General features: G+C 27.1%; 21 protein-coding genes. All 21 read left to right on the top strand.

All coding sequences use genetic code 11. The features are described 5' to 3' along the window. Positions 1-121 precede the first annotated feature (121 nt). The 21 genes from pfkB to KGF38_RS06825 all read left to right on the top strand — a co-directional run bounded on the left by pfkB (position 122) and on the right by KGF38_RS06825 (position 26378). Positions 122-1039 carry a 1-phosphofructokinase gene (pfkB, locus tag KGF38_RS06925; protein WP_074178354.1) on the top strand — a complete coding sequence of 306 codons (918 nt, stop codon included), beginning with the start codon at positions 122-124 and terminating at the stop codon, positions 1037-1039. A gap of 36 nt (positions 1040-1075) precedes the next feature. Then, on the top strand, positions 1076-2995 hold the full coding sequence (locus KGF38_RS06920) for a PTS fructose transporter subunit IIABC (RefSeq protein ID WP_074178353.1): 1920 nt from the start codon (positions 1076-1078) through the stop codon (positions 2993-2995). A gap of 375 nt (positions 2996-3370) precedes the next feature. Then, on the top strand, positions 3371-4192 hold the full coding sequence (locus KGF38_RS06915) for a transporter substrate-binding domain-containing protein (protein WP_227832273.1): 822 nt from the start codon (positions 3371-3373) through the stop codon (positions 4190-4192). Between the two features lie 13 nt (positions 4193-4205). Further along, entirely contained in the window at positions 4206-4874 is a 669-nt protein-coding gene (locus KGF38_RS06910) for an amino acid ABC transporter permease (protein ID WP_074178352.1), read from the top strand. Positions 4875-5204: 330 nt separating this feature from the next. Further along, entirely contained in the window at positions 5205-6731 is a 1527-nt protein-coding gene (locus tag KGF38_RS06905; protein ID WP_074178351.1) for an FAD-dependent oxidoreductase, read from the top strand. Between the two features lie 26 nt (positions 6732-6757). After that, positions 6758-7315 carry a hypothetical protein gene (locus KGF38_RS06900; protein ID WP_054270820.1) on the top strand — a complete coding sequence of 186 codons (558 nt, stop codon included), beginning with the start codon at positions 6758-6760 and terminating at the stop codon, positions 7313-7315. Between the two features lie 474 nt (positions 7316-7789). Then, complete coding sequence (locus KGF38_RS06895) at positions 7790-8059, top strand: hypothetical protein (protein WP_054270819.1); 270 nt, start codon at positions 7790-7792, stop codon at positions 8057-8059. 201 nt (positions 8060-8260) lie between these two features. Then, entirely contained in the window at positions 8261-9247 is a 987-nt protein-coding gene (locus KGF38_RS06890; protein ID WP_054277068.1) for a hypothetical protein, read from the top strand. Positions 9248-9283: 36 nt separating this feature from the next. Then, the gene (locus tag KGF38_RS06885; protein WP_065388404.1) at positions 9284-9520 is read left to right on the top strand and encodes a hypothetical protein; all 237 of its coding nucleotides are present in this window, start codon (positions 9284-9286) and stop codon (positions 9518-9520) included. A 16-nt stretch (positions 9521-9536) separates the two neighbouring features. After that, positions 9537-9749 (top strand): phage holin, encoded by a 213-nt coding sequence (locus KGF38_RS06880; RefSeq protein ID WP_074178349.1) that lies wholly within the window; start codon positions 9537-9539, stop codon positions 9747-9749. An 83-nt stretch (positions 9750-9832) separates the two neighbouring features. Further along, the gene (locus KGF38_RS06875) at positions 9833-10831 is read left to right on the top strand and encodes an immunoglobulin-like domain-containing protein (RefSeq protein ID WP_074178348.1); all 999 of its coding nucleotides are present in this window, start codon (positions 9833-9835) and stop codon (positions 10829-10831) included. A gap of 25 nt (positions 10832-10856) precedes the next feature. After that, entirely contained in the window at positions 10857-11477 is a 621-nt protein-coding gene (locus tag KGF38_RS06870) for a glutamate-rich protein 5 (RefSeq protein WP_223153159.1), read from the top strand. Positions 11478-11498: 21 nt separating this feature from the next. Continuing rightward, positions 11499-14090 (top strand): Ig-like domain-containing protein, encoded by a 2592-nt coding sequence (locus KGF38_RS06865; protein ID WP_074178347.1) that lies wholly within the window; start codon positions 11499-11501, stop codon positions 14088-14090. A 32-nt stretch (positions 14091-14122) separates the two neighbouring features. Then, entirely contained in the window at positions 14123-15181 is a 1059-nt protein-coding gene (locus tag KGF38_RS06860) for an immunoglobulin-like domain-containing protein (RefSeq protein WP_054270813.1), read from the top strand. 141 nt (positions 15182-15322) lie between these two features. Beyond that, positions 15323-18076, top strand: a complete 2754-nt coding sequence (locus tag KGF38_RS06855; RefSeq protein ID WP_227832272.1) for a hypothetical protein — start codon at positions 15323-15325, stop codon at positions 18074-18076. Between the two features lie 52 nt (positions 18077-18128). Continuing rightward, positions 18129-18344: a hypothetical protein gene (locus KGF38_RS06850; RefSeq protein ID WP_054270811.1), complete on the top strand. Its 216-nt coding sequence runs from the start codon at positions 18129-18131 to the stop codon at positions 18342-18344. Further along, a complete protein-coding gene (locus KGF38_RS06845) occupies positions 18334-19413 on the top strand; it encodes a hypothetical protein (protein ID WP_054270810.1) in 1080 nt (359 codons plus the stop codon). Before KGF38_RS06850 ends, KGF38_RS06845 begins: the two co-directional genes overlap by 11 nt. 13 nt (positions 19414-19426) lie before the next feature. Beyond that, the gene (locus KGF38_RS06840) at positions 19427-19948 is read left to right on the top strand and encodes a hypothetical protein (protein ID WP_141668732.1); all 522 of its coding nucleotides are present in this window, start codon (positions 19427-19429) and stop codon (positions 19946-19948) included. A gap of 14 nt (positions 19949-19962) precedes the next feature. After that, complete coding sequence (locus KGF38_RS06835) at positions 19963-22326, top strand: LamG domain-containing protein (protein WP_074178344.1); 2364 nt, start codon at positions 19963-19965, stop codon at positions 22324-22326. Between the two features lie 16 nt (positions 22327-22342). After that, positions 22343-24559, top strand: a complete 2217-nt coding sequence (locus KGF38_RS06830) for a LamG-like jellyroll fold domain-containing protein (RefSeq protein WP_074178343.1) — start codon at positions 22343-22345, stop codon at positions 24557-24559. Next, complete coding sequence (locus KGF38_RS06825; protein WP_074178342.1) at positions 24552-26378, top strand: hypothetical protein; 1827 nt, start codon at positions 24552-24554, stop codon at positions 26376-26378. Before KGF38_RS06830 ends, KGF38_RS06825 begins: the two co-directional genes overlap by 8 nt.

Raw genomic sequence — 26378 nt, 5'->3', positions numbered from 1 at the left:
ACTAAATAAAATAAAAACGATAAATTTCTCTTTTAATTAAGAGAAATTTTTTGACTTTCAGAGATATTAATATGAAGTTAAGATATAAACATAAAGTAAATAAATAAAAAGAGGTGGCAAGATGATTTATACAGTGACATTAAATCCATCAATAGATTATATAGTTAAACTAGATAAATTAAAGACTGGAAATACAAATCGTGTAAATGAAGAATACGTTTATCCAGGAGGAAAAGGTATAAATGTGTCTCGTATACTAAAAGAACTTGGAAATGATAATACATCTTTAGGTTTTATAAGTGGCTTTACTGGAGAATATATAATAAAAACATTAGAAGAAAAGAATTTGAAGACAGATTTTATAAGGTTAAAAAGTGGTTTTACAAGAATAAATGTGAAAATAAAAGAATTGGAAGAAACTGAGATTAATGGGCAAGGACCAAATATAGCTGATGAATATATTGACTTGTTGTATAAAAAACTTGATAAATTAAATCAAGATGATATTTTAATATTGGCAGGAAGTATACCTTCTACTTTAGATGAAAAACTATATGAGAATATAATGTCTAGACTAGAAGAAAAAAATATAAGAGTTATAGTAGATGCAACTAAAAATCTTCTTCTTAATGTTTTAAAATACAAGCCTTTTCTAATTAAACCTAATAGTGATGAATTAGAAGAATTGTTTAATGTTAAATTAAACTCAAATGAAGATATAGTAAAATATGCTAAGAAATTAAAGCAACTAGGGGCTAAAAATGTTTTAGTCTCAATGGGTAAAGATGGAGCACTGCTAGTTACAGAAGAAGATGAGGTACTTATAAGTAATGTACCTAAAGGGAAAGTTAAGAATTCTGTAGGAGCAGGTGATTCAATGGTGGCTGGATTTATATCTGGATATTTGAATACTGGCAAATATGATTATGCTCTTAAATTAGGAGCAGCATCAGGTAGTGCAACTGCTTTTTCATATGACTTAGCTAAAAGAGAATACATTGATGAGTTGGTAAATGAAATATCTGTAAATAGATTCTAAAATATCTAAAAATATATAGAAAGGAAGTTAGGAATTATGAAAATTATAGATTTACTAGATGAAAAATCAATTAAGTTGAATTTAAAGTCAAAAAACAAATCAGAAGCAATAGAAGAATTAGTTGAATTAGTTGCAAACAGTGGTAATTTAAAGGACAAAGAAACTTATAAAAAAGCTATTTTAGCTCGTGAGGAAATGAGTACAACAGGAATTGGAGAAGGTGTAGCTATTCCTCATGCTAAGAACACATCAGTTACTAAAGCTTGTATAGCAGCAGCAATATCAAAAGAAGGTATAGATTATGAATCATTTGATGGAAGCTTATCAAATCTATTTTTTATGATAGCTGCACCAGAAGGAGCTAATAATACACATCTGGAAGTGCTATCAAGATTATCTACAATACTTATGGATGAAGATTTTAGAAATAAACTTATAAATTCAACTTCTGAGAAAGAATTTAAGGCAATAATAGATAAAAAAGAAAGAGAAAAGTTCAGTGAGGAATATCAAGATGAAATAATTAAAAAAGAAAATATAGTAGATACTAAGGATAAAGATATTAATAAATATCCTCAAATTTTGGCAGTAACAGCATGCCCAACTGGAATAGCACATACATTTATGGCAGCTGAAAGTTTAAACAAAATGGCTGAAAGCAAAGGAATATCAATAAAAGTGGAAACTAATGGTTCAGCAGGCATCAAAAATAGACTTACAAAAGAAGAAATAGAAAATGCAACATGTATAATAGTGGCAGCAGATAAGAATGTTGAGATGGCTAGATTCAATGGGAAGAAAGTCATAAAGACTAAAGTTGCTGATGGTATACACAAAGCGGAGGAACTTATAGATAAAGCTGTAAATGGTGATGCTCCAGTTTATCATGGAGGAGAGGCAAATCACAACGAATCAAATGAAGAAAGTGAAAGTGGATTTAGAAAAGTGTATAAACATTTAATGAATGGTGTATCTAATATGTTACCATTTGTTATTGGTGGAGGAATACTTATAGCAATAGCATTTTTACTTGATGATTATTCTATTAATCCTTCAAATTTTGGTTCAAATACTCCAACAGCAGCATTTTTTAAGGGAATAGGAGATAAAGCTTTTGGATTTATGCTACCTGTACTTGCAGGATATATAGCATACTCTATATCTGATAGACCAGCATTTGTTGTAGGTTTTGTAGGAGGAGCCCTTGCAGGTGATGGTGGTTCAGGGTTTTTAGGTGCATTACTTGCAGGTTTTATAGCAGGTTATTTAGTAGAAGGACTTAAGAAGGTATTTAGTGTGTTACCAACTTCATTGGAAGGAATAAAACCCGTATTATTATATCCTTTATTTGGAACGCTTTTGATGGGGATTATAATGACATTTTTAGTAATACCTCCAGTTACAGCAATTAATAATGCAATGGTTGGATTTTTAAATGGCTTAGGAGGAACTTCAAAAATAGTTTTAGGATTGGTTTTGGGTGGAATGATGGCTGTAGATATGGGTGGACCTGTAAATAAAGCAGCATATGTATTTGGGGTTGCATCACTTGAATCAGGGCAATTTGAAATAATGGCAGCGGTAATGGCTGGAGGTATGGTTCCACCTCTTGCGATAGCTCTTGCAACTACATTCTTTAAAAATAGATTTACAAAAGAAGAAAGAGATTCTGGTAAAGTTAACTATGTAATGGGATTATCTTTTGTAACTGAAGGAGCTATACCTTTTGCAGCTGGAGACCCACTTCATGTTATACCAGCATGTATAGGAGGTTCAGCAGTAGCAGGAGCACTTAGTATGTTGTTCAATGCAGCTCTTCGTGCACCTCATGGAGGAGTATTTGTTATACCAGTAGTTACTCATCCACTTGGATATATATTAGCTATAGCTATAGGTGCTGTGGTTGGAATGATGCTTTTAGCATTACTTAAAAAACCACTAAATCAAGAAGCATAGTAAATAAAGATTATTTAATAATTAAAAATACTTTATTTTATAAAAATTAATATATTACTGCATTATCCTAGAGCAAGGAATTCAAAAAAGTGAACTTTGATATACAAAGTTCACTTTTTGTGTGAAGTTATTTTAAGAGCTTATAATTTTTAACATGTAAATTAAATTTTATAACTAAATTGTTAATTATTGATAGAAAATAAAAATAAATATAAATTTAACAAAATAGTATTAATTTCAAAAATAAATTACAAAGAAAGTATAGAAAAGAAGAATATCAGTGTCGAATTATATAGAGAAAAGCAATAAAAAACCTTTTGAAATTATGATATTATGTTTGAGTACACAAATATATAGAAAGAGGGAGTGTTATTTTTGAAATTAAAAAGTAAAAAAGTATTATCATTATTATTGACATTAGTTTTAGGGACAACAATGTTAGTTGGCTGTTCAAGTAAAGATGGTGAAGCTACAACACAAGATGATTCTCAAAAAGATAAAGGAATTTTAAATGTAGGAGTATCGGTAGAATATGCACCATGGTGTTATAAAGAAAATGATGAAAATAAAGGTTTTGAAATTGATGTATGGAAAGAAATATCAAAAAGAACAGGTTATAAAATAGAGTTTAAAACTGCTAAATTTAGTGGACTTATGGGTATGTTAGATGCTGGTAAAGTTGATACAGTAGCACACCAAATGTCAACTACTCCTGAAAGAGTAGAAAAATATGATTTTTCGGATACTTATGCATATAGTAAATATAAATTTATAGTGCCAGAGGATAGCACTATAAGTAAGATAGAAGACATAAAAGGTAAAAAGGTAGGTTGTGTTCTAGGTGGTAATGGAGAAAAAACTATAAGAGATTTAAATGAAAAACATAACTTAGGACTTGATATAGTTACATATGATGGAGTACCTATGGAAAAAGATGTAGAGAATGGAAGAATTGACATTGCATGGCTTTCAGAGGTTAAAGCTAAAACAACTATAGAACAAGGTAAACTTAAATTAAAAGTTGCAGATATAGATACTGGTGTATATGAAGTAAATCAATATCCATTTAGAAAAGAAGAAAAAAGTAAAGCTATAATAGAGGATGTAAATAAAGCTATAAAAGCAATGCATGAAGATGGAACATTTACAAAATTATCTGAAAAATGGTTTGGCTTAGATACAACTAAGGAAAATTAATTGGAGGTTAATGATGCAAGTATTTGATTTTGGATTTGCAGCAGGTATATTTCCGTTAATATTAAAATATTTGACAGTAACATTTAAAATGTCTCTGTTATCTTTGGTATTGGGAATTATTGTAGCTTTACTCATAGCATTAATTGTAGATGCTAAAGTTCCTATTTTAAAAACAGTATCAAGAATATACATCTCATTTTTTAGAGGTACTCCTCTTGCTGCTCAACTTTTTTTCATATACTTTGGTCTAATACAATTAGTACCAGAACTTAAAACATTGGAAGCATTTTCAGCAGCAGTAATAGTAATTGGTTTAAATTCTTCTGCCTACTTTGCAGAAAGTTTAAGAGGTGCTATAACATCTGTAGATAAAGGTCAAATAGAAGCAAGTTTGGCATTTGGAATGACGTATGTACAAACAATGAAAAGAATTGTCTTGCCACAAGCTATAAGAGTTGCAATTCCTCCCTTTACGAATACTTTTGCAGATATTATAAAAGGAACTTCTCTTGCTTTTACTATTGGGGTTACAGAAATTATGGCAGTTGCTCAATCAGAAGCAGCAGCAAGTTATAAATATTTGGAAGCTTTTACTTGTGTAATAGTAGTATATTGGATTGTAAATCTTATATTAGGCTTTGTTCAGACTAAGCTAGAAGAAAGGCTTAGTGAGGTATATTAATTTTATAGAAAGACTTATAAATTTGTATAGATATGTTTTGTTATTAAATATTACTGGAAAATTTGATTTCTAGTAATATTTTTTTGTAACTATAAAATGCTAATCAGAGATGTATTAGTTTTTATTTTATAAAATTTGTAGATTCTATACACTAAATTTTGGTATGTGTTATTAATTGCGTTGACTTAATTATATAGTTATTTCTATTTATACTAAGTAATATAACAGAGTATTCATTACAAAGAGATATTTATTTTTTATGCTATTTATAATAAATAAACTTGATGATGGGAAAACTACTATTATTTAATATGTAAAGGAGTATTTTATATGAACGAATCGTATTGGTTTTCAAATTCAAATCCAAAGGAATATAAAAAATTAGGCGAAAATATAAAAGTAGAGTGTCTTATAGTAGGTGGAGGTATAACTGGATTAACAACTGCATATTTATTAGCAAAAGAGGGTAAAAAAGTAGCGCTTGTTGAAGCTGATAAAATAGGATATGGAACTTCAGGAAGAAATACTGGTAAAGTAACTTGTCAGCATGACATATTTTATTCTAAGATAGAGAAAAAATATGGATTAGAGAAAGCAAAATCATATTATAATGCAAATAATGAAGCTCTAAACTTAATTGAACAAATAATAACAGATAATAATATCAAATGTGATTTTAAAAGAGAACCATCTTTTGTGTTTACAGAAAAAGAAGATACTATAAAGGATATAAAGGATGAATATCGTACATGTAAAAAAATAGGAATAGAGTGTGAATATCATGAAACTATAGAAGATATTCCATTAGATATAAAGGGAGCTATTAGTTTTACAAATCAAGGTCAATTTAACCCCAAAAAGTATATTGATGGATTAGCAGAAATAGCAGTACACTTAGGTCTAAAAATATATGAAGATACACCAGTAGTGGATTTAGAAAAAGGGAAAATATGTAGAGTTAAGACAAGAGAAGATAATATAATAGAAGCTGAGAATGTTATAATTTCATCCCATAGTCCATGGTATGATGGATTGAATTTTTATTTTGCAAAAGAATACGCAGAACGTGCTTATTTAATGGCAGCAGTTTTAGAAAATAAATTGCCAGAAGGTATGTTTATAAGTATAGATGACCCATCCATAACCTTTAGACAATATAATGATGGAAATGAGAACTTACTAATCTTTGGAGGAGGAGACCATAAAGTTGGTCAAGGAGGAACTGAGAAAGAAATATTTAATGACTTAGAGCATTATGGAAAAAAGGTCTTTAAGGTAAAAGATTTTAAGTGTAAATGGTCAGCTCAAGATAATATGAGTTTTGATAATGTTCCTTATATAGGTTACATTAATAAAAGAGAAAACAATATTTATGTAGCTACAGGTTTCTCTAAATGGGGGATTACTAATGGTACTGTTGCAGGAATAATAATAAAGGATTTGATAGTAAATAATAATTCAGCCTATAAAGATACTTTTAATCCATCAAGATTAGGCAGTTATTTCTCAAAGGATTTTATAAAGGAAAATGCAAATATAGCAATGAATTATGTAAGTGGAAAATTAAAAATAGGTAGTGGAGATATGCCTAAAAATAATGGAGAAGGAAAGATTGTTAATATCGATGGGAAAAGATATGGTGTGTATAAAGATGATATGGGAGAATTTTATATTGTAGATACTACATGTACTCATTTAGGATGTGAACTGAATTTTAATAGTGAAGAAAAAACATGGGACTGTCCATGTCATGGTTCTAGATTTGACTACAAGGGAAATATACTTGAAGGACCAGCTCTTAAACCACTAAATCTTTATGGTTATGGCGATAATGATGTTAATCCTAAGCTATTATAGACTTGTTTTAGAAAGGTAAAGTGTGTATGAATAAACTTTTAAAACCAATAACTATATTATTATATATAGTTTATATTTTTTCTGCTATATTTTTTGCAATCAACAAAGAATTAGGTAACATAGGATTAGTAGCAATAAGTTTAGTTGGTACTTTTATACTGAGTTTTATAAATAAGCAAAATCAAAGGTTGTTGAGTAAAGAGCTATATATAGTTCTTGCTTTATTTATAATGTTTTCAGCATTGTTAGGTACTTGTTTTAATTTTTATGATATAAATTATTATGATGATTTTTTACATTTGTGGTCAGGAATAATATCTGCTATTGTGGCATTTTCCATAATCAAATATTTCTATACACAAAGAGATATAAGCAAAATGAGTAAAATATTTTTAATCATATTTGTATTTATGTTTAGTATGGGAGTAGCTAGTTTGTGGGAGATAGGTGAATTTTTAATGGATACTTTTATTGGTACTACTACACAAGCTGGTGGACTAGAAGATACTATGATTGATATGGTAGATGCTTTAATAGGTACAATTGTAACAATTCCTTTTATAATAAAAAAATCAAATGCATAGTTTCACAATTGATGATAATGGATTTAATTTTATTCATATTAGTTTTTAAGAAGTTATATGATAAATTAAATCCATTTTTTGTTAAATATATTAGTATAAGAGATTGTATAATTTCTTATATTATGAAAATTAATTTGAAATATTTAAACAAGTATATAATTACAAAGACAATATTTTGCTCTAAATACATATATTCTACAAAAAGCATAATATAAATTTTGTTTTTTTGTTACAAAATGCAGAACTGTATAGGTATATATATAGATGATAAATATTCTTTGACATTTGACGAAAATTAAGCTCTTTTACTATTGTAATGTAAAAATTATATTTAATAATGTAAATTTTAATAAATTAAATAGTATGGTAGGTAGAATATTTTTTATATAATATTAATTTTGATGATACGAAAATTAATCATTGTATACATGTATATAAATAAATATAAAAAGTTAAACATAATAGGGGGAGAAAATGTTAAAAAAAATCAATTTAGAGAGTTGTTTTAAGCATGCTATAGAAAAAGGATATAACTATTTAGGTGTAGTTGTAAAAGTAGATGAAAATCACAGGGAGTTAATAATAAATACAAATAACAACTTTCAGAGTAAGCTTAAGTATTATAAGTTAGCCTATGATGAAAATTTGAATCATAATGTAGCAAATAATATGAGCATAACTGATTTTACATATGGAAATACTTTAGCAGATATTGAAAGTAAATTAAAAAAAAATTTTATATAAAAGAAAAAATATACTTTTTAATTTAACAAAGTATATTTTATATAGGGTATATTACCAAGTGAATAGAAAATATGTCCACTCAAAAAGCCACGCAATACCAACAAGTCTAATAACCTCAAATAAGCTTGTTAGCATTATTTAAATGCTAACAAGCTTAAGTATGCAAATCTAAGATATTTAAACAAGGAAGGTTTAAAGAGTATGAATAAAAGTATAAATGAAGAAGATGTATTGAGCTATAGACCTAATTTAAAAGTAGGTAGATTTGATGATTTTGAATATAAATCAACAAAGTGTACAAGTGAATCTATTACAGCTGAGAATTATAAAACTAATATTTTAAAATCATTTGAAATGTATCATCCATCAAGTGTAGTATCAAAATTAAATAAACTTATATCATTATCAAAATCATATTTGAGTTTGATAGAGAATGATACATACCAAGGTAAAATCATGAAAAATTATTGTTTTTCCATTACAGAAAATGAACAAGACATACTAAAAGACGAAAATTTTAATAATTTATATGGTGACTCTAAGTTTGAAAGTTACTTAGAAATTTTGAATATAAAAGATGAACTATTGAATATAAGAAAAGTCTTTATAAATGGAATTTATACAACCAAAAAGAATGATTATTTATTTGATGATGTAGATTATTCATTTATTGATAAATTGAATCAATATGAATATGAAGATATTAATCATAATATAAATTATTTTTCTTTATTTTATGATGTCCAAAGTGCATTTATTTTATTAGAATACTGTAATGATATAGAAAAAATAGTTAAAGAGTTATATTTGATTGAAAATAATAAAAAAAGGCAACCAATAAATTCAGAAACTTATACTATTCTAAGCAAAAAGTTTAATCTTATAAATAAAACTATGAAAAATGATTTATTTAATGACAAAAGTGTTTATGGGAATATAGAGACTTCTTTACATAATTTGTTTTTAGCTAAACATGATGTAAATACATTTATAAATGGTTTTATGAATTTAGATGTTTTGAAAGATGATTCCAATTTAGTTAATGAAATAAAGGAAGATAATTTAAACGATATAGAAATTAGAATTGACGAACTGATAAGCGCTTGTATGTTATCTGTAATTTATAAAAGAGATATTTACAATTCATTATGGAATAAATCAAAAATAAGAGAATTTTTTACTAAATAACTTACAATAGAGAAAGATAGTTGGTATATTCAGAAAATGAAAAGTATTAATAAGGAAGGTGAATATGTGGCTGTTAAACAAAAAAATATTAAAAAGAAAGATAAAGAAGAACTTTATTCAAAAGCAGTAAGAATAAAATGTTGTTATTGTATTAAAAAAGAAGGCTGTTTGTATCAAGCAAGAAAGGAGTCTAGTGAAAGTTCAGGTTATATAACTTATTGTACATTAACCCCAAACATTCCTAGAAAACAACGTAAAAAAATAAAACGCTAGTCAAAGGAGAGAATATATGAAGAACTATTTAAAAAAGAGATTAAGAAACAAAGGGTTTTGGGTATCTCTATCGGCGATGTTAGTACTTACAATTCAATCTTTTGGATATGTCGATATACTACCAAAAAATTATTCTGATACAGTAAATTGTTTTTTAGCTTTACTCACAGCACTTGGAATATTGAATGATAATGCTACAGAGAATAAGTGGTATTTAGATGACAAGTAATAGATTTTCTTAAATAGCTAATATATTTATATTCTAAAAAACTTTTCAAAAATATTTATAATAAAAATAAAGGAGAAAATATTATGATTTTTAATGATTTGAAGATACCAAGAGGTAGTTCTTTTGACCCAATGCAAGGAGTTAGATCTATAGACAATATAGATGGAGATGTTACAGAACTTGTCACAGTTGAAGGGGAAGTCAATGTCAATGTAATAGGGCAATATACTTTGAAGTATTCAGCCCCAGATAAATCTGGCAATGTAACAACAATAAATAGAACAATAACAGTTGTAGATACAGGTGCTCCTATAATAAGTGGTGCTGATGATAAGACTATAAATTTATTGGAAGAACTAGATTTAAGAGCTGGAGTTACAGCAATGGATGATATAGATGGGGATTTAACTGATTCTATAGTTATAGATGGAACAGTAGATAATGCTATACCTGGAGAGAATAATATTGTCTATACTGTAGAAGATAAATCTAAAAATAAAAGTGTAGTAAATAGAATAATAACAGTTGTTGATAATATAGCTCCTATATTATTTGGTGTTGAAGATTGTACTGTAGAATATGGCTCAACATTTGATTCAAAAGCTGGAGTTACTGCTAATGATAATATAGATGGAGATTTAACTTCAAAGATAGTAATAGAAGGAGTAATTAATACTTCTATTTTAGGAGAACAAATATTAACATACAAAGTTACAGATGTAGCAAATAATGAAGCAAGTGCTATAAGAAAAGTTACTGTTGTTGATACTGTTAAGCCAGTGTTTTCAGGTATAGATGACTTAACATTAAATTTAAATGAGAACTTTGATGCTTTAGAAGGGGTAACAGCTGTAGATGAAGTTGATGGAGATTTAACAGATTTAATAACTGTTGAAGGTGGAGATTTAGTTGATACATCTGTTGTAAAAGAATATCAAGTTACTTATAAAGTATCTGATAAATCATCAAATGAAACTATAGCAGTTAGGCTGGTATCTGTAATAGATAATATACCTCCAGTATTAACTGGTGTTGAGGACAAGACTATAGAAGTAGAACCAGTGCCTAAAGAAGAAGTTTAATAAATAGTATGATAGAGGTGAAATTATGAGTAACTTTAATGTCACTTATAGTGCTGGTGGGAATTTAGATAAAATAAAAAAAGTTGGAAATATAGAAGAAATAAATAACATAGAAAGTATAGATAAAATAGATAGCCTATCTGAAATAGAAAAAATAGAGACTCTTAAAAATATTGAAAACTTGGAGCAAGTTAAAAGCGTAGAAAAACTTGAATCTGTTTCTAATATAGATAACCTCAATGAAGTTAATGTAGTAAAAGAAATAAAAGCGATAGGGAGTATACGAGGATTTGCATCAAAAACACAACCATATAATTATATGAGGCTAATAGAAGTTCCAGCACTTAGAGGAGTATTTGAAGAAGAGATAGTTTTATCTCCATCTGAGGTTGAGATTCTTGCTATATCTGTTACATGTAGTGGATATGGAGAAAATGACCACTATAATTTATATTTTAATGGACAATTGTGGTTTAAAGATTGGTATTTAGGAGAAGTAAAAGAAGGTCTTTTCTTAGGTTCATCTACATATGTATATCTAGCACCTCCAGATTCAAGAGTAGTTTTAAAATTTCATAATGATAGTGGAACTTCTAAGAAATTATGGTTTGGGATAAGAATGTTAAAAGACCCAGAACCAATTTAGGGATAGAAAGGAAAATTAAATATGTTAAGTAATGAAATAAAAGACTTTGTATTCCATGAGTTTAAAACAGATGCAGATAGTTTTGTAAAAGATTTAGCAAATGTTTTAGCCTTAGGAAATTATACTAAAGAAGTAAAAGATGTATCTGGAAATTTAATGAGAAAGTCATTGCCTTCAAAAGAAGATTGTTGGAATATAGTATATCCAAATCCAAACTTTAAACTTATAAAAGATAGAGAAGTCTCTTCTTTTGATGAGGTAAATGCAAGAGAATATGAGATAATAACTAAAGATCAAATTTCTAAAATAACTGATTCTGTTGTTGTAAGAGCTGTTACAAGACCAGTTGATAGAATTACTCAGCAAACAATAAAAGTTGGTTCTGATGAAGTTTCAAAATATGGACTTTTGGATGAAGCTATAGAAGAAAATGCAGTTATGTATATGGAAGTGTACTTTCCAAAGTATTTATGTGATACAGAATTGGATGACCCTACTCAACAACGAGATGGAAAAACTGTACCAAAAGTTGTAAATCTAAAAACTGGTGAGAAAGATGCACAAGCTAGAAACTATCATAACTGTTATATGAGAATTTTTGATAATCCAAATAAGGATTATTCTGGTCCAGCAGAAAATGTTATAGATATGGTAACTGGAGATATAGCTGAATTTAACTCTGCTTCATCTGAATGGTGTAAACTATCTTGGTTTACAGACTTTGATGAAAAGTTTAAATCTGAGCTTGGTATAACTGGATCAGATGCTCTTTTAAGAATTCCTATTACATCTTCTTTAAACAATAAGACTAAGATAAGAGTACTTGCTAATATACATCCAAATAGAGTACTTATAAATGTTACAGGTAATCCAAATGTAGATTATGAGGATAATAGATATTTAGTTGGTCAAGCATATATAGGCTCTATTGACAGTTTTGATTTTGCTAAAAAGGATATAGCTGGAAATTTTGGTATATTTGCAACTTCTTCATCTGTACCTTCTATACCAAAGTTTAATATTAAGTACAGTGAGCCTTTCAATGGAGTTAATACACTTGGCACTGATGGTGGCAAAACATCAGGAAAGGCTGTTATATCAAATGCAGGTGCTAAGTCAGCATGGGTAAATATAGGTACATTTCCTTGGTTAAATAATTCACTACTTAGTAATAGACCAGCAGATACTGTAATAAAATATACCTATAATAGAAGGGATATACCAAGAGATTTTGGATCAAATATTGCAGGTGGGAAAACGACTATATATGAACCTAGTTTACAAGTTACAATAGGTGCATCTGTAAACAATGAATTTGCATCTGAGTTTGGATTAATGAATCCAAACGTAAAATATAGTGGCGGATATGGAATATCTTATATTACACCTAATGCAAGAACATCCATATCAAGAGAAAAAATTACTTTTCCATCTGAATTGCCAATAACTATAAATAAACCAATAGTAAAGGATATGACAGTGGAAGTTCAGGTAACTTATAATGAACAAGACTTATACAACTATATAAGAAAATATGTAGCACAAAATGATGGAAAAGGTCTCTTAAATGACTTAAGTTATTATATCTATGGTTCACAAGATGGAATGGTTGAAAAACCAATTTATTTTTATCTAGGTTTTGATGAGGTAGAAGAAAGAACTACTCAAGAAGGTGGTTCAAATAGAGATAAGTATGGGAATCTTGTAGATATAAAATACCATCAGACTTATGGTGTACATACAGCAAATGGAACAACAGATTTTGCAATGTATAAGACAGATTCTGCTGACTATTTCCAAAGTCACTATTTTATGTTCTCATCAACAGAGCAATTCATGAAAAAACATATGTATGGCAAATCAGTTTATACAAACGAATACTTCGCAGATAGAATAAAAATTGTCCATAGTGCAGAAGGTGTTCGTGGAGCTTTATCAGGTATGATAGTGATAGATGCTGAATCACTCTTCCCATTTGATGAATTAATAGTAAACAAATCTTTTGAGAAATACGAAGATAAACCAGAAGAAACATATATATACCTTCCATTAACTACTCCTTATACTCCTTTTGCAAATTCTCCAAATGAAAGATACGGTGTTGGAATATTAAAAGAACTTAAATATAATGAAAGTAATGATGATTCTAAGTGTGAAGCTGCATTAAGAGAAATACAAGATATGTATAAAGATATTTATTCTTGTACAAACAATACAGAATCAGTTTATTTTGCTGATAAAACAAATAATGGATTAGAAATAATCTGGGATTCTTCTGATATGAATATAGTAAGTTTTTCTAAAGGAGCAGATGTTGAAGAACCTACATTAGAATTAAAAATATCTCCTGAAAACCCAACTATAACAGTTGGAGCAAAAAAAGCTCTTTCCCTACTTGAAGGAGAAGAAGTAGTAGTGGATGATAAAGTAATTTGGATTTCATCAAATGAAAGTATAGTTACTGTTTCTCAAAATGGAGAATTGGCTGGAATAAAAATAGGTGGAGCCGTTATAACTGCTAGATATAAAAGCAGAAAAGTCCAAACTGAAGTAAATGTAAATTCTACAGATGAGTTGGATGAATCAGATTTACAAGAGGAACCTGTTATATAAAATATGATTAGAAATAGAAAGGATGAATATTAATGTTAGGTATAATTAATAGACCAGATTTCTATGAAGGAGATAAGGAAATATATTTATCTGCTAACGTGAAATCTGGAGAAGTCTCTAAAACTAAAAAATTTAAGGTGCTTGTAAAAGCATCAAAGCGAACTGATTTGCAAAGTATCCTAGAGGATATAGGAAACATATCTATACCAAGTATAGTTACAGAAAATCTAACATTTATACAAAAAGGTAGTTGTGGTTCAACTATAGTATGGTCATCTTCTAGTCCGAATATAATAGGACAATCAGGAAGAGTAACAAGACCTGTATTTGGAGAAGCAGATGCAAAAGTTACTATAAATGTTATTGTATCAAAGGGAAGTGTAAGTAGAAGTAAAGAATTTAAAGTTACAGTACCAGCATGGACTCAAGAAGGTGAAGTTGAATCTGCAGCTAATGCAATAACTTGGGAACTTATTAGAAATAAAAATTCTGATATAAATAAGGTTACAACTGATTTAATACTTCCAACTACTATAGGAAATGAAATAGCAATAACATGGACTACAAGTAATTCTGCTTGTCTAAGTGATAAAGGGGTAGTCACTAGACCTGCATATAAAGATGGCGATAGTATTGTATCTGTTACAGCAACTCTTACTAAGGGTGAACTTACATCTATTAAGACCATAACTAATATTAGAATACTTAAACAAGACCCTACTAATCAAGAAAAGGTTGATGATTTTGTAAAAACTTTTGATTTTGCTTCATATATTGCACCAAATAAATCATTAACAGAACTTAGCAATAATTTTACATTACCTGCTAAAGTTGAAAATATGTCATTAACTTTTTCAGCACTTGATAATGAAGGTGAAGATTTAACATCAGCAAATATAAAACTAGAACTTGATAGTCAGTCCCTTTCTTATAAAGCTATAATAGTAAGACCTAGTTCTAGCACTGGTGACTTTAGTTTTAATTTAAAAATAGAAGCTAAAATCACTGTCTTATCAGGAGAAGAAACTTCAGAAGAAATTAAGGCCTCTAAGATATATTCAGCTAAGATATTAGCTATGATTGAAGAATAGATGATTGCAACTTTTAAGTTTAGCACTGGCGTTTTCGTCAGTGCTAATTTTAAATATAATCTTTCTGGGGATGAAAACTCTATAAGTTTATTTTATAAGATAGAGTGTGAACACACAGAAAGCAATATAGGCAATACTTTGTTGAGGTTAAAAAATGATATAAAGTCAATGAATATTAGTAAAAAACAGAAATTTTTTATAAAAAGTAAGAAGTCTTTACAACCAATATCAGTTAAGAATATCTGTATAAATAAAATATATAAAAAGCTATATGATAAAAATAGTGATGAATGTATAAGTTTTTATAAAGGTCTTAAGGAATTTAGAAATTTTAATGATGCATTGAAGTATTTAATTAGAGAAGAGCAATATTTAGATAAATCAATTATAGAATATCTACTATTTGTAGAATATAAAGATACTAGAAATAAAATTCAAATAAATAATGATTATAATACATTTCGGACTAATCAAAACACATTATCTTTCCAAGACAATATAACAGAAGTAAGTAATATTGATAAGTATCTAAAAAATTATGATTATGAGGATATGATAGGCACACCAAGTAAACAAATTTTTGGAGACAATATAGATGTAAATATAAGTGAAACAGAAAATGATACATACATACTTGATTTTGAAAAAAATATTAGAGACTTAGACAAAAAAATAAATATAAATGATTATATAAATCTTAAAAGTTCAATAAATAATAAAATCTTTATGGAAAAACCAAAGTTGGTTGAAGGTTATACTGAAAATCTATCTATAGATTTACAAAAACTTATAAAAGATGGAGATTTGAGGAATGTTTTTATTGAAGAAAATAAAACATCTACATCAAATTCTTCATCTAATATATATATTAATTTGCCCTATTTTATTGATATGCCAAACATGTCAGAGATTTTAATAAATGAGAATATAAAACTGAGAAATAATTTTAATAAACAAATACTTATAGAAGATAAAAAGTATTTATCAAAGGGATATTCAAGTAAAATACAAACATTTTTAGAATCTAAATATAAATTATATAAAGGTGAAGATTATATAGCGTTATATAATTTACTAGACAATATTGAAAAAAACATAGATGGTAGTCTTCATGTTGTAGATAATATTAAAATTTTTACACATGCAGGTTCAAATATTCAAATATATGAGATACTAGATAGTTATGATTTTATAAAAGGAAAGCCTACATTTAATTTATATAACCTAGATATGAATACAAGAAAGGCTGACAATCGAAAAATTTATATTTCTAGTACAGATTTATTTTCCAAATACTACAATCCAAAGTTTGATTTTAAAAATGATGAATATAACTTATTAATATCAAAATCTAACAATAAGGAAACATCAATAACTGAGTATGAGTTGTTTGGCAAATATCAAGAGGGTAATTTGTATCTTATTGACTCAATTATATCACCAGAATATCTTTCAAAATCTTCATTGTATGTATTTGAAAACTATATATATAAGCTATTAGAAAGTAGCAAATATACACTTCTAATAAATAAAGAATTTGAAAAAGGAACAATACAAAAAAATGACTTTAAGATATTTTATGATTCAAATCTGACGAATTTTTATAAAGAGGGTAATTTATTAAGTATTCCAAGTTGTATAGACGAATTATATAAATGTAATACTAATCTCTATAATATGTATCAAATTCAATTTGGAATAATAAAAAAAATTAAAGGTGTATCATCTAATGAATCGCCAATTGAATTAAAATTTTCAAAGTTACCTACATATAAAAATAATGATGGCTTTTTTGGAGTTGCAACAGAATATTTTCCTGAATTTGTGGTTATTGATGGAAGTCAAGATGAATTGATTCTTCCTAAAAACGGTTTTGATTATAATATATATAAAGATAAGATATTTGGTGATAACCTCATAATATTAGATAAGGACAAGTATGTAAAAAAATATACACAAGTAGGAAACCAAGTAATTGAATTGCCTATAGAAAATCCAGTAGATTATTTTGCAAATATAGCAATAGATGTTATAAATATTGATGTTTCTGTTATGAAGTATGTTCTTGACACACTATACAATCAATGGAGGCATAATATTTATAGATATGCTGGTATAGAGCCTGAAAAAGCTATAAAAGATTTAATAGATTCAACCATGAAATATATAGGTGAAAAATACTATTGGGATAGATGCAAAATACCACATCTTGAAAGAACATTGAAACTTTTCTTGTGGTATGCAGAAATGAGTATATTATGTAATTCAGAGTATGAAGTTGTGTATATAAGAGAAGATTGTGAGATTGATTATTCTAAAAAAACTCTGGGAAATTTAGAAAAAAATATACTATATATTGATAACTTAGTATTGACCGATGATTTTGTTTTATCAAGTCAAGAAAAAGGTGTAAACTCTGGGTTAAAATTTAAAGTTAATCAAGAATTTGATTTACAATTAAAATTTAAAGCTTATATGGAAAATAGTGGCGTGTTAGAAATACATATAGGAGAAGCAATTTATACATTTTTAGGAGATGAAAAGCCCTCTTATAATATAGATTTGACAATTCCAAAAGAAATTAAAGAAGTAGAAATTTTGTTTTTTTATGATAATGAGGAATCTTTCATAGATATAGCAGTTTTTAAAATAAAAGATATGTTCAATAAATCTGTTAATATAAAGTATCTTGGAAAGCTTGGAAAAACGAATAAAACTGTTGAATATTTGATAGATATGTTAACTATTGCAGGTGAATCTATAGAGGATACACAAGTTAAATTGGGAATTCAAAACTCAGTACAAGTTGCATATGCACTTGATACATTTAAAGATTACATGTTTAAACATCATGATAATAAAGAAAAAGGTAGACGAAGAGTAATCAGGAAATAACAAGTATAAATTACTAAGTAATTATCAAAAATGTTAGAAGGGAAGAGATATTATGGTAAATTATCAAATTCAATACAAAGAGAAAGTAAATCAAAATGTATTATCTGGACCACCAAATGAAGCAAATGAATTTTGGAGAGTAGTATGTGACATGCCAACTTTACAATCAGCAATAGCAACTACTAAATCACTAGTGAAAAAATATGGGTATGAAAATTTTCAGATATGTAAAGTAACTAGTATAAGGGTTGAAGTTCATGCAGAGTAAAAAAAAATTGAATAAAATATCTACAGGACATATATTTAGTGAGGAATTCAATGGTGCAATGAATCCTCTGTGGGATATATTTCCAAGTGATAATAATAGAATCACCTTTACAGGTGATTCTATTAAAATACTTGAAAATGCTGACAAAACAGAATTATTGATACCATGTCCAAAAGAGTCTGGATATGTATTTCAAACACATATAAGATATGAACCAAAAGAATCTAATAATGGTGGATGTATAGTAAAGTCTATTACAGAAAATTACATAGAATGTGAACTATCAGCAGAAATGGAATTAATATATTATTCATATTTAAAAGTAATATATTCTGAGAACTTTGTATTAAATCTTAGAGCATCAAAAGATGGATTAAATTGGGAAGATTTTGGAAGTACAAAATTACTTGATTCTAATTCTATAGGATATTATCTAAATGACAATAAAAATTCATTAGAAATATTTAATTGTGAAATGTATAAGAGTAATTTTATAACACTTATAGGAATTGATAAAACACAAAATATTAAAATATATGATGAAAATAATGAAGAAATAGTTACAAAGATAGATATGAAATATACTAAAGATTCTGTTGTAGTTGATTTATCATCAAAACTTTTTCCAATAAACAATGTAAGGATAGAAGTTGAAAGTGAAGGTAGATTATTTGACAGTGTGACTATAGATAAGTTGTATGGTGGAGATGTGTATTCATTTGAACCAGAAATTAAATTTATTGTAGATGAAGCTAATATAAATAATGGTGATTTTGATTTAGGATTAGTACAAGGTAAAGATAGAGTTTATGAGTTAAAAGTAGTAAATGAAGGAAATCTTACTAAAACTGGAATTTTAAAAATAGTAGGAGTTTCTAGTTATGATAAAGGCAATAGCATGGCTTATTTGATGCCATATGGGGATTCAAGTGGAAATTCTGATTTATTTAAAGAACTAGAGGTTAGTTTGTTGCCTGGAACTACAACTAAGTTTTTGATTAAAATAATAAAGGATTCTAGTTGCATAACAATTGATGATAAATATAGTTTTAATATTATATTCATGTAAGGTGGTAGGTGAGATGGGTGTAAAAATAAAAAGATATGGAAAAACAGAATATTTAAATGACCATAATCAATTAAAAAATACGGATATAGAAGATCAACATCCAATAAAAGCTATTACTGGATTGAATAAAAAATTAGATGATATAGACAACAATATAAATATTAATGTAAATAATATAAGAAGTAACAGAGAAGATATAGATATTATTAATAGAATGATAGAAAATGGGGAGATTGGTGGAGGTTCTGGTGGTGTAGCTGATATAACTCCCCTTATTGAAAGAGTAAAAGTGTTAGAACAAAATGTAGTTATACTAAATGGTAATAATTTGGAACTAAAAGAGTTTGTAGTTAATGTATTGGGCGAAGTGAATCGTTTAGAAGATGAACTTGCAAAAACAAAACTTATTGTAGATGAGTATCATAAAAACACCAATTTGAATAAAAATAGTTTTACTGATACTTTGATAAATGATGACTATATACAAAATCTAATTGATTGTAAGATTGATATAAATAATGACAATGTTACATAAAGTGAGGTGATAAGATGCAAGGAATAGATAAATATACTTTGGTGTACTTAAAAGCAGAAGATTTTACTGATAGCAGTTTTAATAATATAGAGATAACTTCTGGTGGTGCTCAAATTATAGATGATGGTTGTTTTGGAAAATGTTTTAATTTTACAAATGTAAACCAACGATTGAGAGTTCCAGATGGTTCATATAAATTAAATGAGGAATGGACTATCGATTTTAGATTGTATATGAATTCATTGAGCACTCCTACAACTTTTGATATTTTAGGTAAAGGATACTATCAGGGTGGAGTTAACAATGGATTTGTTATTAGAATAGAAGATAACGGTTCAATTCGTATTATGCTAACCAATGGTTCAACAGTAAGAAACCAATTATTTACTTCAACTAAAGTCATAAAGGTCAATTGTTGGCAACATGTGTGCTTTATATACAAAAACTATAATTTAAGCATTTATATTGATGGAAAATTCGCATGTTCTTTTATTGATTACAATGTAGATATAAATGGAACAGGTAGAGATTTAATCTTAGGTGGTGGATGGGAAAATGATTCTACTAGAACCTCAAATCATAGAATAGATGAATTTAGAATTTCTAATGTGGCAAGGTGGACAGAAGATTTTACATTGTCAACAGAACCATACGATTACTCTCCTAACATTGAGATAATGGAGCAAACAGAACATCAGATAAGTTTTAATGTATTATCAAATACAACTACTGTAAATAAAGTTAAAGTTTATATAAATGATGAAGTAGAAAAAGAGTATATTGATATTTTTGAAAACTTAATATTTGATATTATATATGATGAAAAATACATAACTGGAGAAAATGAAATAAAATTTGTTATTGAATACAATGACATTAAAACTGTAGAAGAAAAAGTATATCATCATAGACAAGGGATTGATGAAAACACTGTCTTTTTTCTAAATGGCACAGAAGTAGTAGATAGCAGTTATAATCCCAAAGTTATAAATAATAATGGAGTAACAATGTCTGATGATGGTAAATTTGATAAATTCTATAATATGAAATCTGGATATCTACAAATACAAAATTTTAATCCTCATTTTAAAAATTTTTCAGTAGAGTTTTATTTGAAATTTAATACAAATAATACACTAGATGTATTATTTGATACAAGAAACTCTTCTCATAATAAAGGATATGTAATTTATATAGAATCTAATAAGCTAAAATTCCAAATAGATAAAGATGCATCGTTGAGTTCTTTTATAGATTATTCAAGTTTTGATAAAAACATTTATCATCATTTTGTATTTGAGGTTAAAGATTATAAATATGTAAAAATGTATCATAATGGTAAACTTAAAAAATTTGATACCGTATCTGAATTACCTCAAGAACATATAAGTAATAACATATATATGTCAAGAAGATGTGATGGAGTTAATAATTTTTTTACTCATGAATTAAGTATGTTTATGATTTCTAATGTAAATAGATATAATGAAGAGTTCATACCAACAAATACCATTTATTCTTATGAACCTACACTAAAAGCAAATCAAGTATATGAAAATCAATTAATATTATCAATAGAGGATATATCAAATGTAATGAACAAACTAGAAATTTTTATAAATGGGAAATTAAAAGAAACTATAGTTGATGATTTTAACAATATTAACTTTAATTTATTATTAGATGATTATAGTGATGGTTTTAATGAATTTGAATTACTAATGACATTCAATAATATTAAGCGTATTATAAAAAAATTTAAAATTTATAAAAATAAAGAAAAGTTAATACTTACAAGTAAATATTTTGAAATTAAAAAAGTTCTATTTGATAAAGCATATACTCATTTTAAACCTTTCTTTTTAGGTCATGGCAGTATTAATATTTTGTGCTCAACAAATGATAATGAATTTACTTACTGCGATATTAACACTTTTACACAAATAAATTCAAATAATATAAAATTAATGTTCTTGATGGATTCAGACGCTATAATTGATGCCTATAAAATTTATGTGAAAGATTGTATTGATACAAGTATCATTAACTTTGATAAAGTTTTACCTCCACCAAACAACATAGATAAATTCCCAATAGCTGGTGGTGGAGGACTTAGTGAAGAATTATTTGATGCAATAAAAAGTAATTTTGATATTTTAAACAATAAAATAATAGAAGAACAAAAATATATAAAAGATATAAACGATAGAATTATCTCAGTAGAAGATAAAGTATATGATATTGAATTTGATGTAGACGAATATCATAAGAATTCTGGTTTAAAATATAATCGATTAACTGATACTCTTATTGATGATAGATATATAAAACAATTAATAGATTGCGAATTGGATATTAATAATGACAGTGTTACATAGAAAGAAGGTGAATAATATGTCTAGTGTTGGAGATTCACTTCCTCAACCAGAAAAAGGATGGAAAAGATACAATGATGATTGTGTAAATATATTCTACTCTGAACCGTATAAAAGAGTTCCTACGAGCTCCTGTTATGGTGGAACAGGTACATATGTTAAGAATGTTCTTTATAATGAAACAAATATTAACTTTAGTTTTATTGGTTCAAAAATAAGAATAATGTGTGATGTATGTAGCGATAGGTCTGATTTAATTGATATTAATCTTGATGGCAAAGTTGAACAATTTAGCACAAGAACTGATAGCACTTGGAATTTTTCTAAAATAGTATATGAAAAATTAGACCTAGACAATAAACTACATAATATTAAAATATCAGTAAATAAAAACAGTGTTGTTGTTTATTTATTCTTAGATTGTATAGATATAGATGAAAATGGATATATGCTGGATTTAATTGAAACTAAATTAAATAAAAAATCTACATTAGAATCTATGGAAATAGGAGATATAATTCCTTGTAAATATACATCCCCAATTTCTGGGAAAGTAGGATATTTTTCAGAAATTGGGATTTGTAATTGTGATGGAATAGATGTAGACACTTCATCAGATACACCAGATGGAAAGTTTTATTTTATAAAAGTTGATGATAATAAATTTATTGCTGATAGAAATGTTCAATCATCTATTTCATGGAATGAATTAAATAAAAGTAAATTAACTTGTAAAATGTTTTCTCCAAATGCTTTAGTATTTGATGGTAAATCATCATATGTAAGTATCCCTATAGAAAAAATCAGAACCACTAAAGAGATAACAATAAAAATAAGAGTATATCTAGAAGACTGGACAGTTGGGTCAGAACATAGATTTTTTAGCTGTACACAAGTTGGAGGTTATGCATGTTGTTATGTACCAGAAGATAGATATTTTAGATTTGAAATTTCTACAAATTCAGCAAGTTCATATTTTATTACTGGATTTAATGTTGACACCTCTACTAATGGATGGAAAACTTTTTATATATCATATAATGGAGAATCGTTTAAAATATATGATGGATCAACTTTAAAATTAAGTGAAAAACAATATGGCTCTGTTATATATGGGAATACAAGTCATATTGTATTAGGAGGAGAGGCCGGATTTGGATTTGAAGTATATGATAATCGTTTAACTGGAAAAATATCAGAGTTTGCAATATGGAATAAAGCAATAGATCCATTAATTATAGAAGATAATTTAACAGGCAATGAAGAAAATATAATTTGTCTACTAAAATCTACTAATGCAATTGGAGACAAGCTTTATGATTTATCACCAACTAAAAATACTGCAACTATTAGTAATTGTGTAAAAGAATATGATTATATTAATAACTATTATTATACTATTCCAAATGGAGGTATAGCCTATAATGATGATACAATTGTATCTTTTCCAAAAAAAGTTTTAACATCAAATGAAAGTGATGACTACATTCTAGAACAAAGTTCAACATACAGTGCAGGATACCTTGCGTATTTAGCTTTCAACAAAACAAATATAGATTCTTATGACTGTTGGCATAGTAATTCTGAAGCTAATCCATATATAAAAATATCATCAAAAAAAGAAAAAATACTAACTTGTGGATTTGTGTTAACCAACAGAAATTGTCCTGGCTCCATCCAACCTCCATCCTCTTGTACTGTATATGGAAGTAATGATAATACAATTTTCGAAAAGATATATGAAACATCAAATTTGCCTTCAGGAAATAAAGCAACTTCTTGTCATTATTTTAATTCGCAAGTAGAATATTTACATTATAAGTTTAATTTTCAACGTGTAGATTCATATGTAGCTATAGGTGAATTAGAACTATTTAAAGAAGATGAATATAAAAATACATCTTCAAGTCTAATTAATAAAAACCAAGGCGGTTGGCCAATAGAAAATGATTGGGACAAATACATAAGAAATAGTGATTTAAAAGTAAATATAACATCAGGAGATAATGATATAGCTTCTTTATGTAAAGAGAAAGTTATTACAGGATTAAAAGATATTAACAATGAAAATATAGAACCTACAAGTGGAAATATATTAATACCAATTTGTGGAAAAACTGAAGATGTTGATGATTTGTCAGCAAAAAGATTTAATATATGTTTATCTTCATCTGTTGCTAAAAATATAGGTTTCAGACCTATGTTAATTACAGAGAGAGGTGGAAAAAATGGCTAATATAGGAAGTTCTTTGTCACAACCAGAGCAAGGATGGAAACGATATGATAATGCAGATAGCAGAATAAAATATATAAATAAATGGACTATATATAATAATAATACATCTGCTTATAACAATACATCTTGCATATCCAATTATAAGCATAATGAGAATGGTGCATTAGAATTTAGATTTACTGGTACAAAACTAAGATTAATGGATGCTGCATCTGATGCTTCCCACACTAATAAATGTACTATAGAAATAGATGGAGAGAAATTTATAGCTAGTCAATGTACACCAAATCTTGTACATCCTAATTACATTTATCAAATGTTATTTTTTGAAAAGCTTGATTTAACTGACGGCATTCATACGGTTAAATTATATATAGAACCTGGAACTCCTCCACCTCCAAGTGCTCCTTATGGAGATCACTACTTAAGTCTAGATTCAATTGATATTGATACAAGAGGACAATTACTACATTATAAACTAGAACCAAATAAAATAATCAATGATATTCAAGTTGGAGAATATATATCTTGTGATTATACTTATGATAATGGATTTTCAAATTTTGGTGATGGAAAAAGATTAAACTTTATCTGTGTTAAAAATAATTTTAATCAGCATATCTTAATTTCTGATATAGTAATTCCAAACTTAAGCTTTGATGAAATAAACAATAAAGGTTTTATTTATGGAAAAGAATTGGATAATAACCCATATAAAGGTTACTCATGTATTATAAAATCAATTACAGACAGTCCATATAATGACAGTTACTTACATTCAGAATATGATAAATATATTTTAAACAGTACTTTAAATGACTTAATTATTGCTGGAGATAAAGATATATGGCATCATAATTTAGCATCTATAACTGACACTTTTTCTGATTCAGATAGTACTAAAGTGATAATTAGAGGTGGTACAAGTTCAAACTTATATAATGTGGTAAATACATCTACTAAAAACGACACAATCGGGTTTAGACCAGTTTTAATTATAAATAATATATATTTATATCCAGAATTTGATATTGATTATACTTTTGGAGAATGTGATGGAATTATAAACTTAACAAATATATTATTAGATAAAACAATAGAAGTATCAAAAATAAAAGTTAAAATAACAGATAAAAATAACATAGAGATATTATATACAGACTTATTAGATGTAAATGAAGGTAGTTTAAATTTAGATATAAGCAACACTGAATTGCCAAATGGATTAAATATTTTAGAAGTAATTATAGAAGATGAAAATGCTTGTATTTCAATTCCTAAAGATATAAAAATATTTAAACATAATAAAGGTATTATTCAATATTCTAAAATAATCTTGACTGAAAATATATCATTTGATAGAGAGTATAAAAATATGAAAGTTAAATTAAAATCTACAGGTTCAATTATTGGAATTTATACTATAGATAATATTAATTACAATGTTTTTGACATAAATTCTATTTTTAACATAAATTCAAATAACGTTAATCTACTATTATTAATGGATAAAGATACTGTTTTAAATGCATATAAATTAATCTGTGATGATATTGAACCAATTAATTTTGATAATACTGAATTAAATCCACTTCCTCCATATAGCGAAGGAGGCTCAGAGTCTGTAAACAAAGAAGAGATAGTGAAAATAGTAAATGAAATTGTAAATCCGAAAATTGATTTAATAAATAAAAATCTAAATACATCTGATTTAAAAATTCAATTAAAATATGATAAAGAATTAAATCTTTCAGCTAATTATACATCTAACTATTATATAGACACTAAGATCGATACATTAGAAAGAGAAGGTGAATAA

It is taken from the genome of Clostridioides sp. ZZV14-6387 (genome assembly GCF_020657835.1).
Lineage (GTDB): Bacteria > Bacillota > Clostridia > Peptostreptococcales > Peptostreptococcaceae > Clostridioides > Clostridioides difficile_A.
This window is presented reverse-complemented; position numbering and strand designations above follow the sequence as displayed.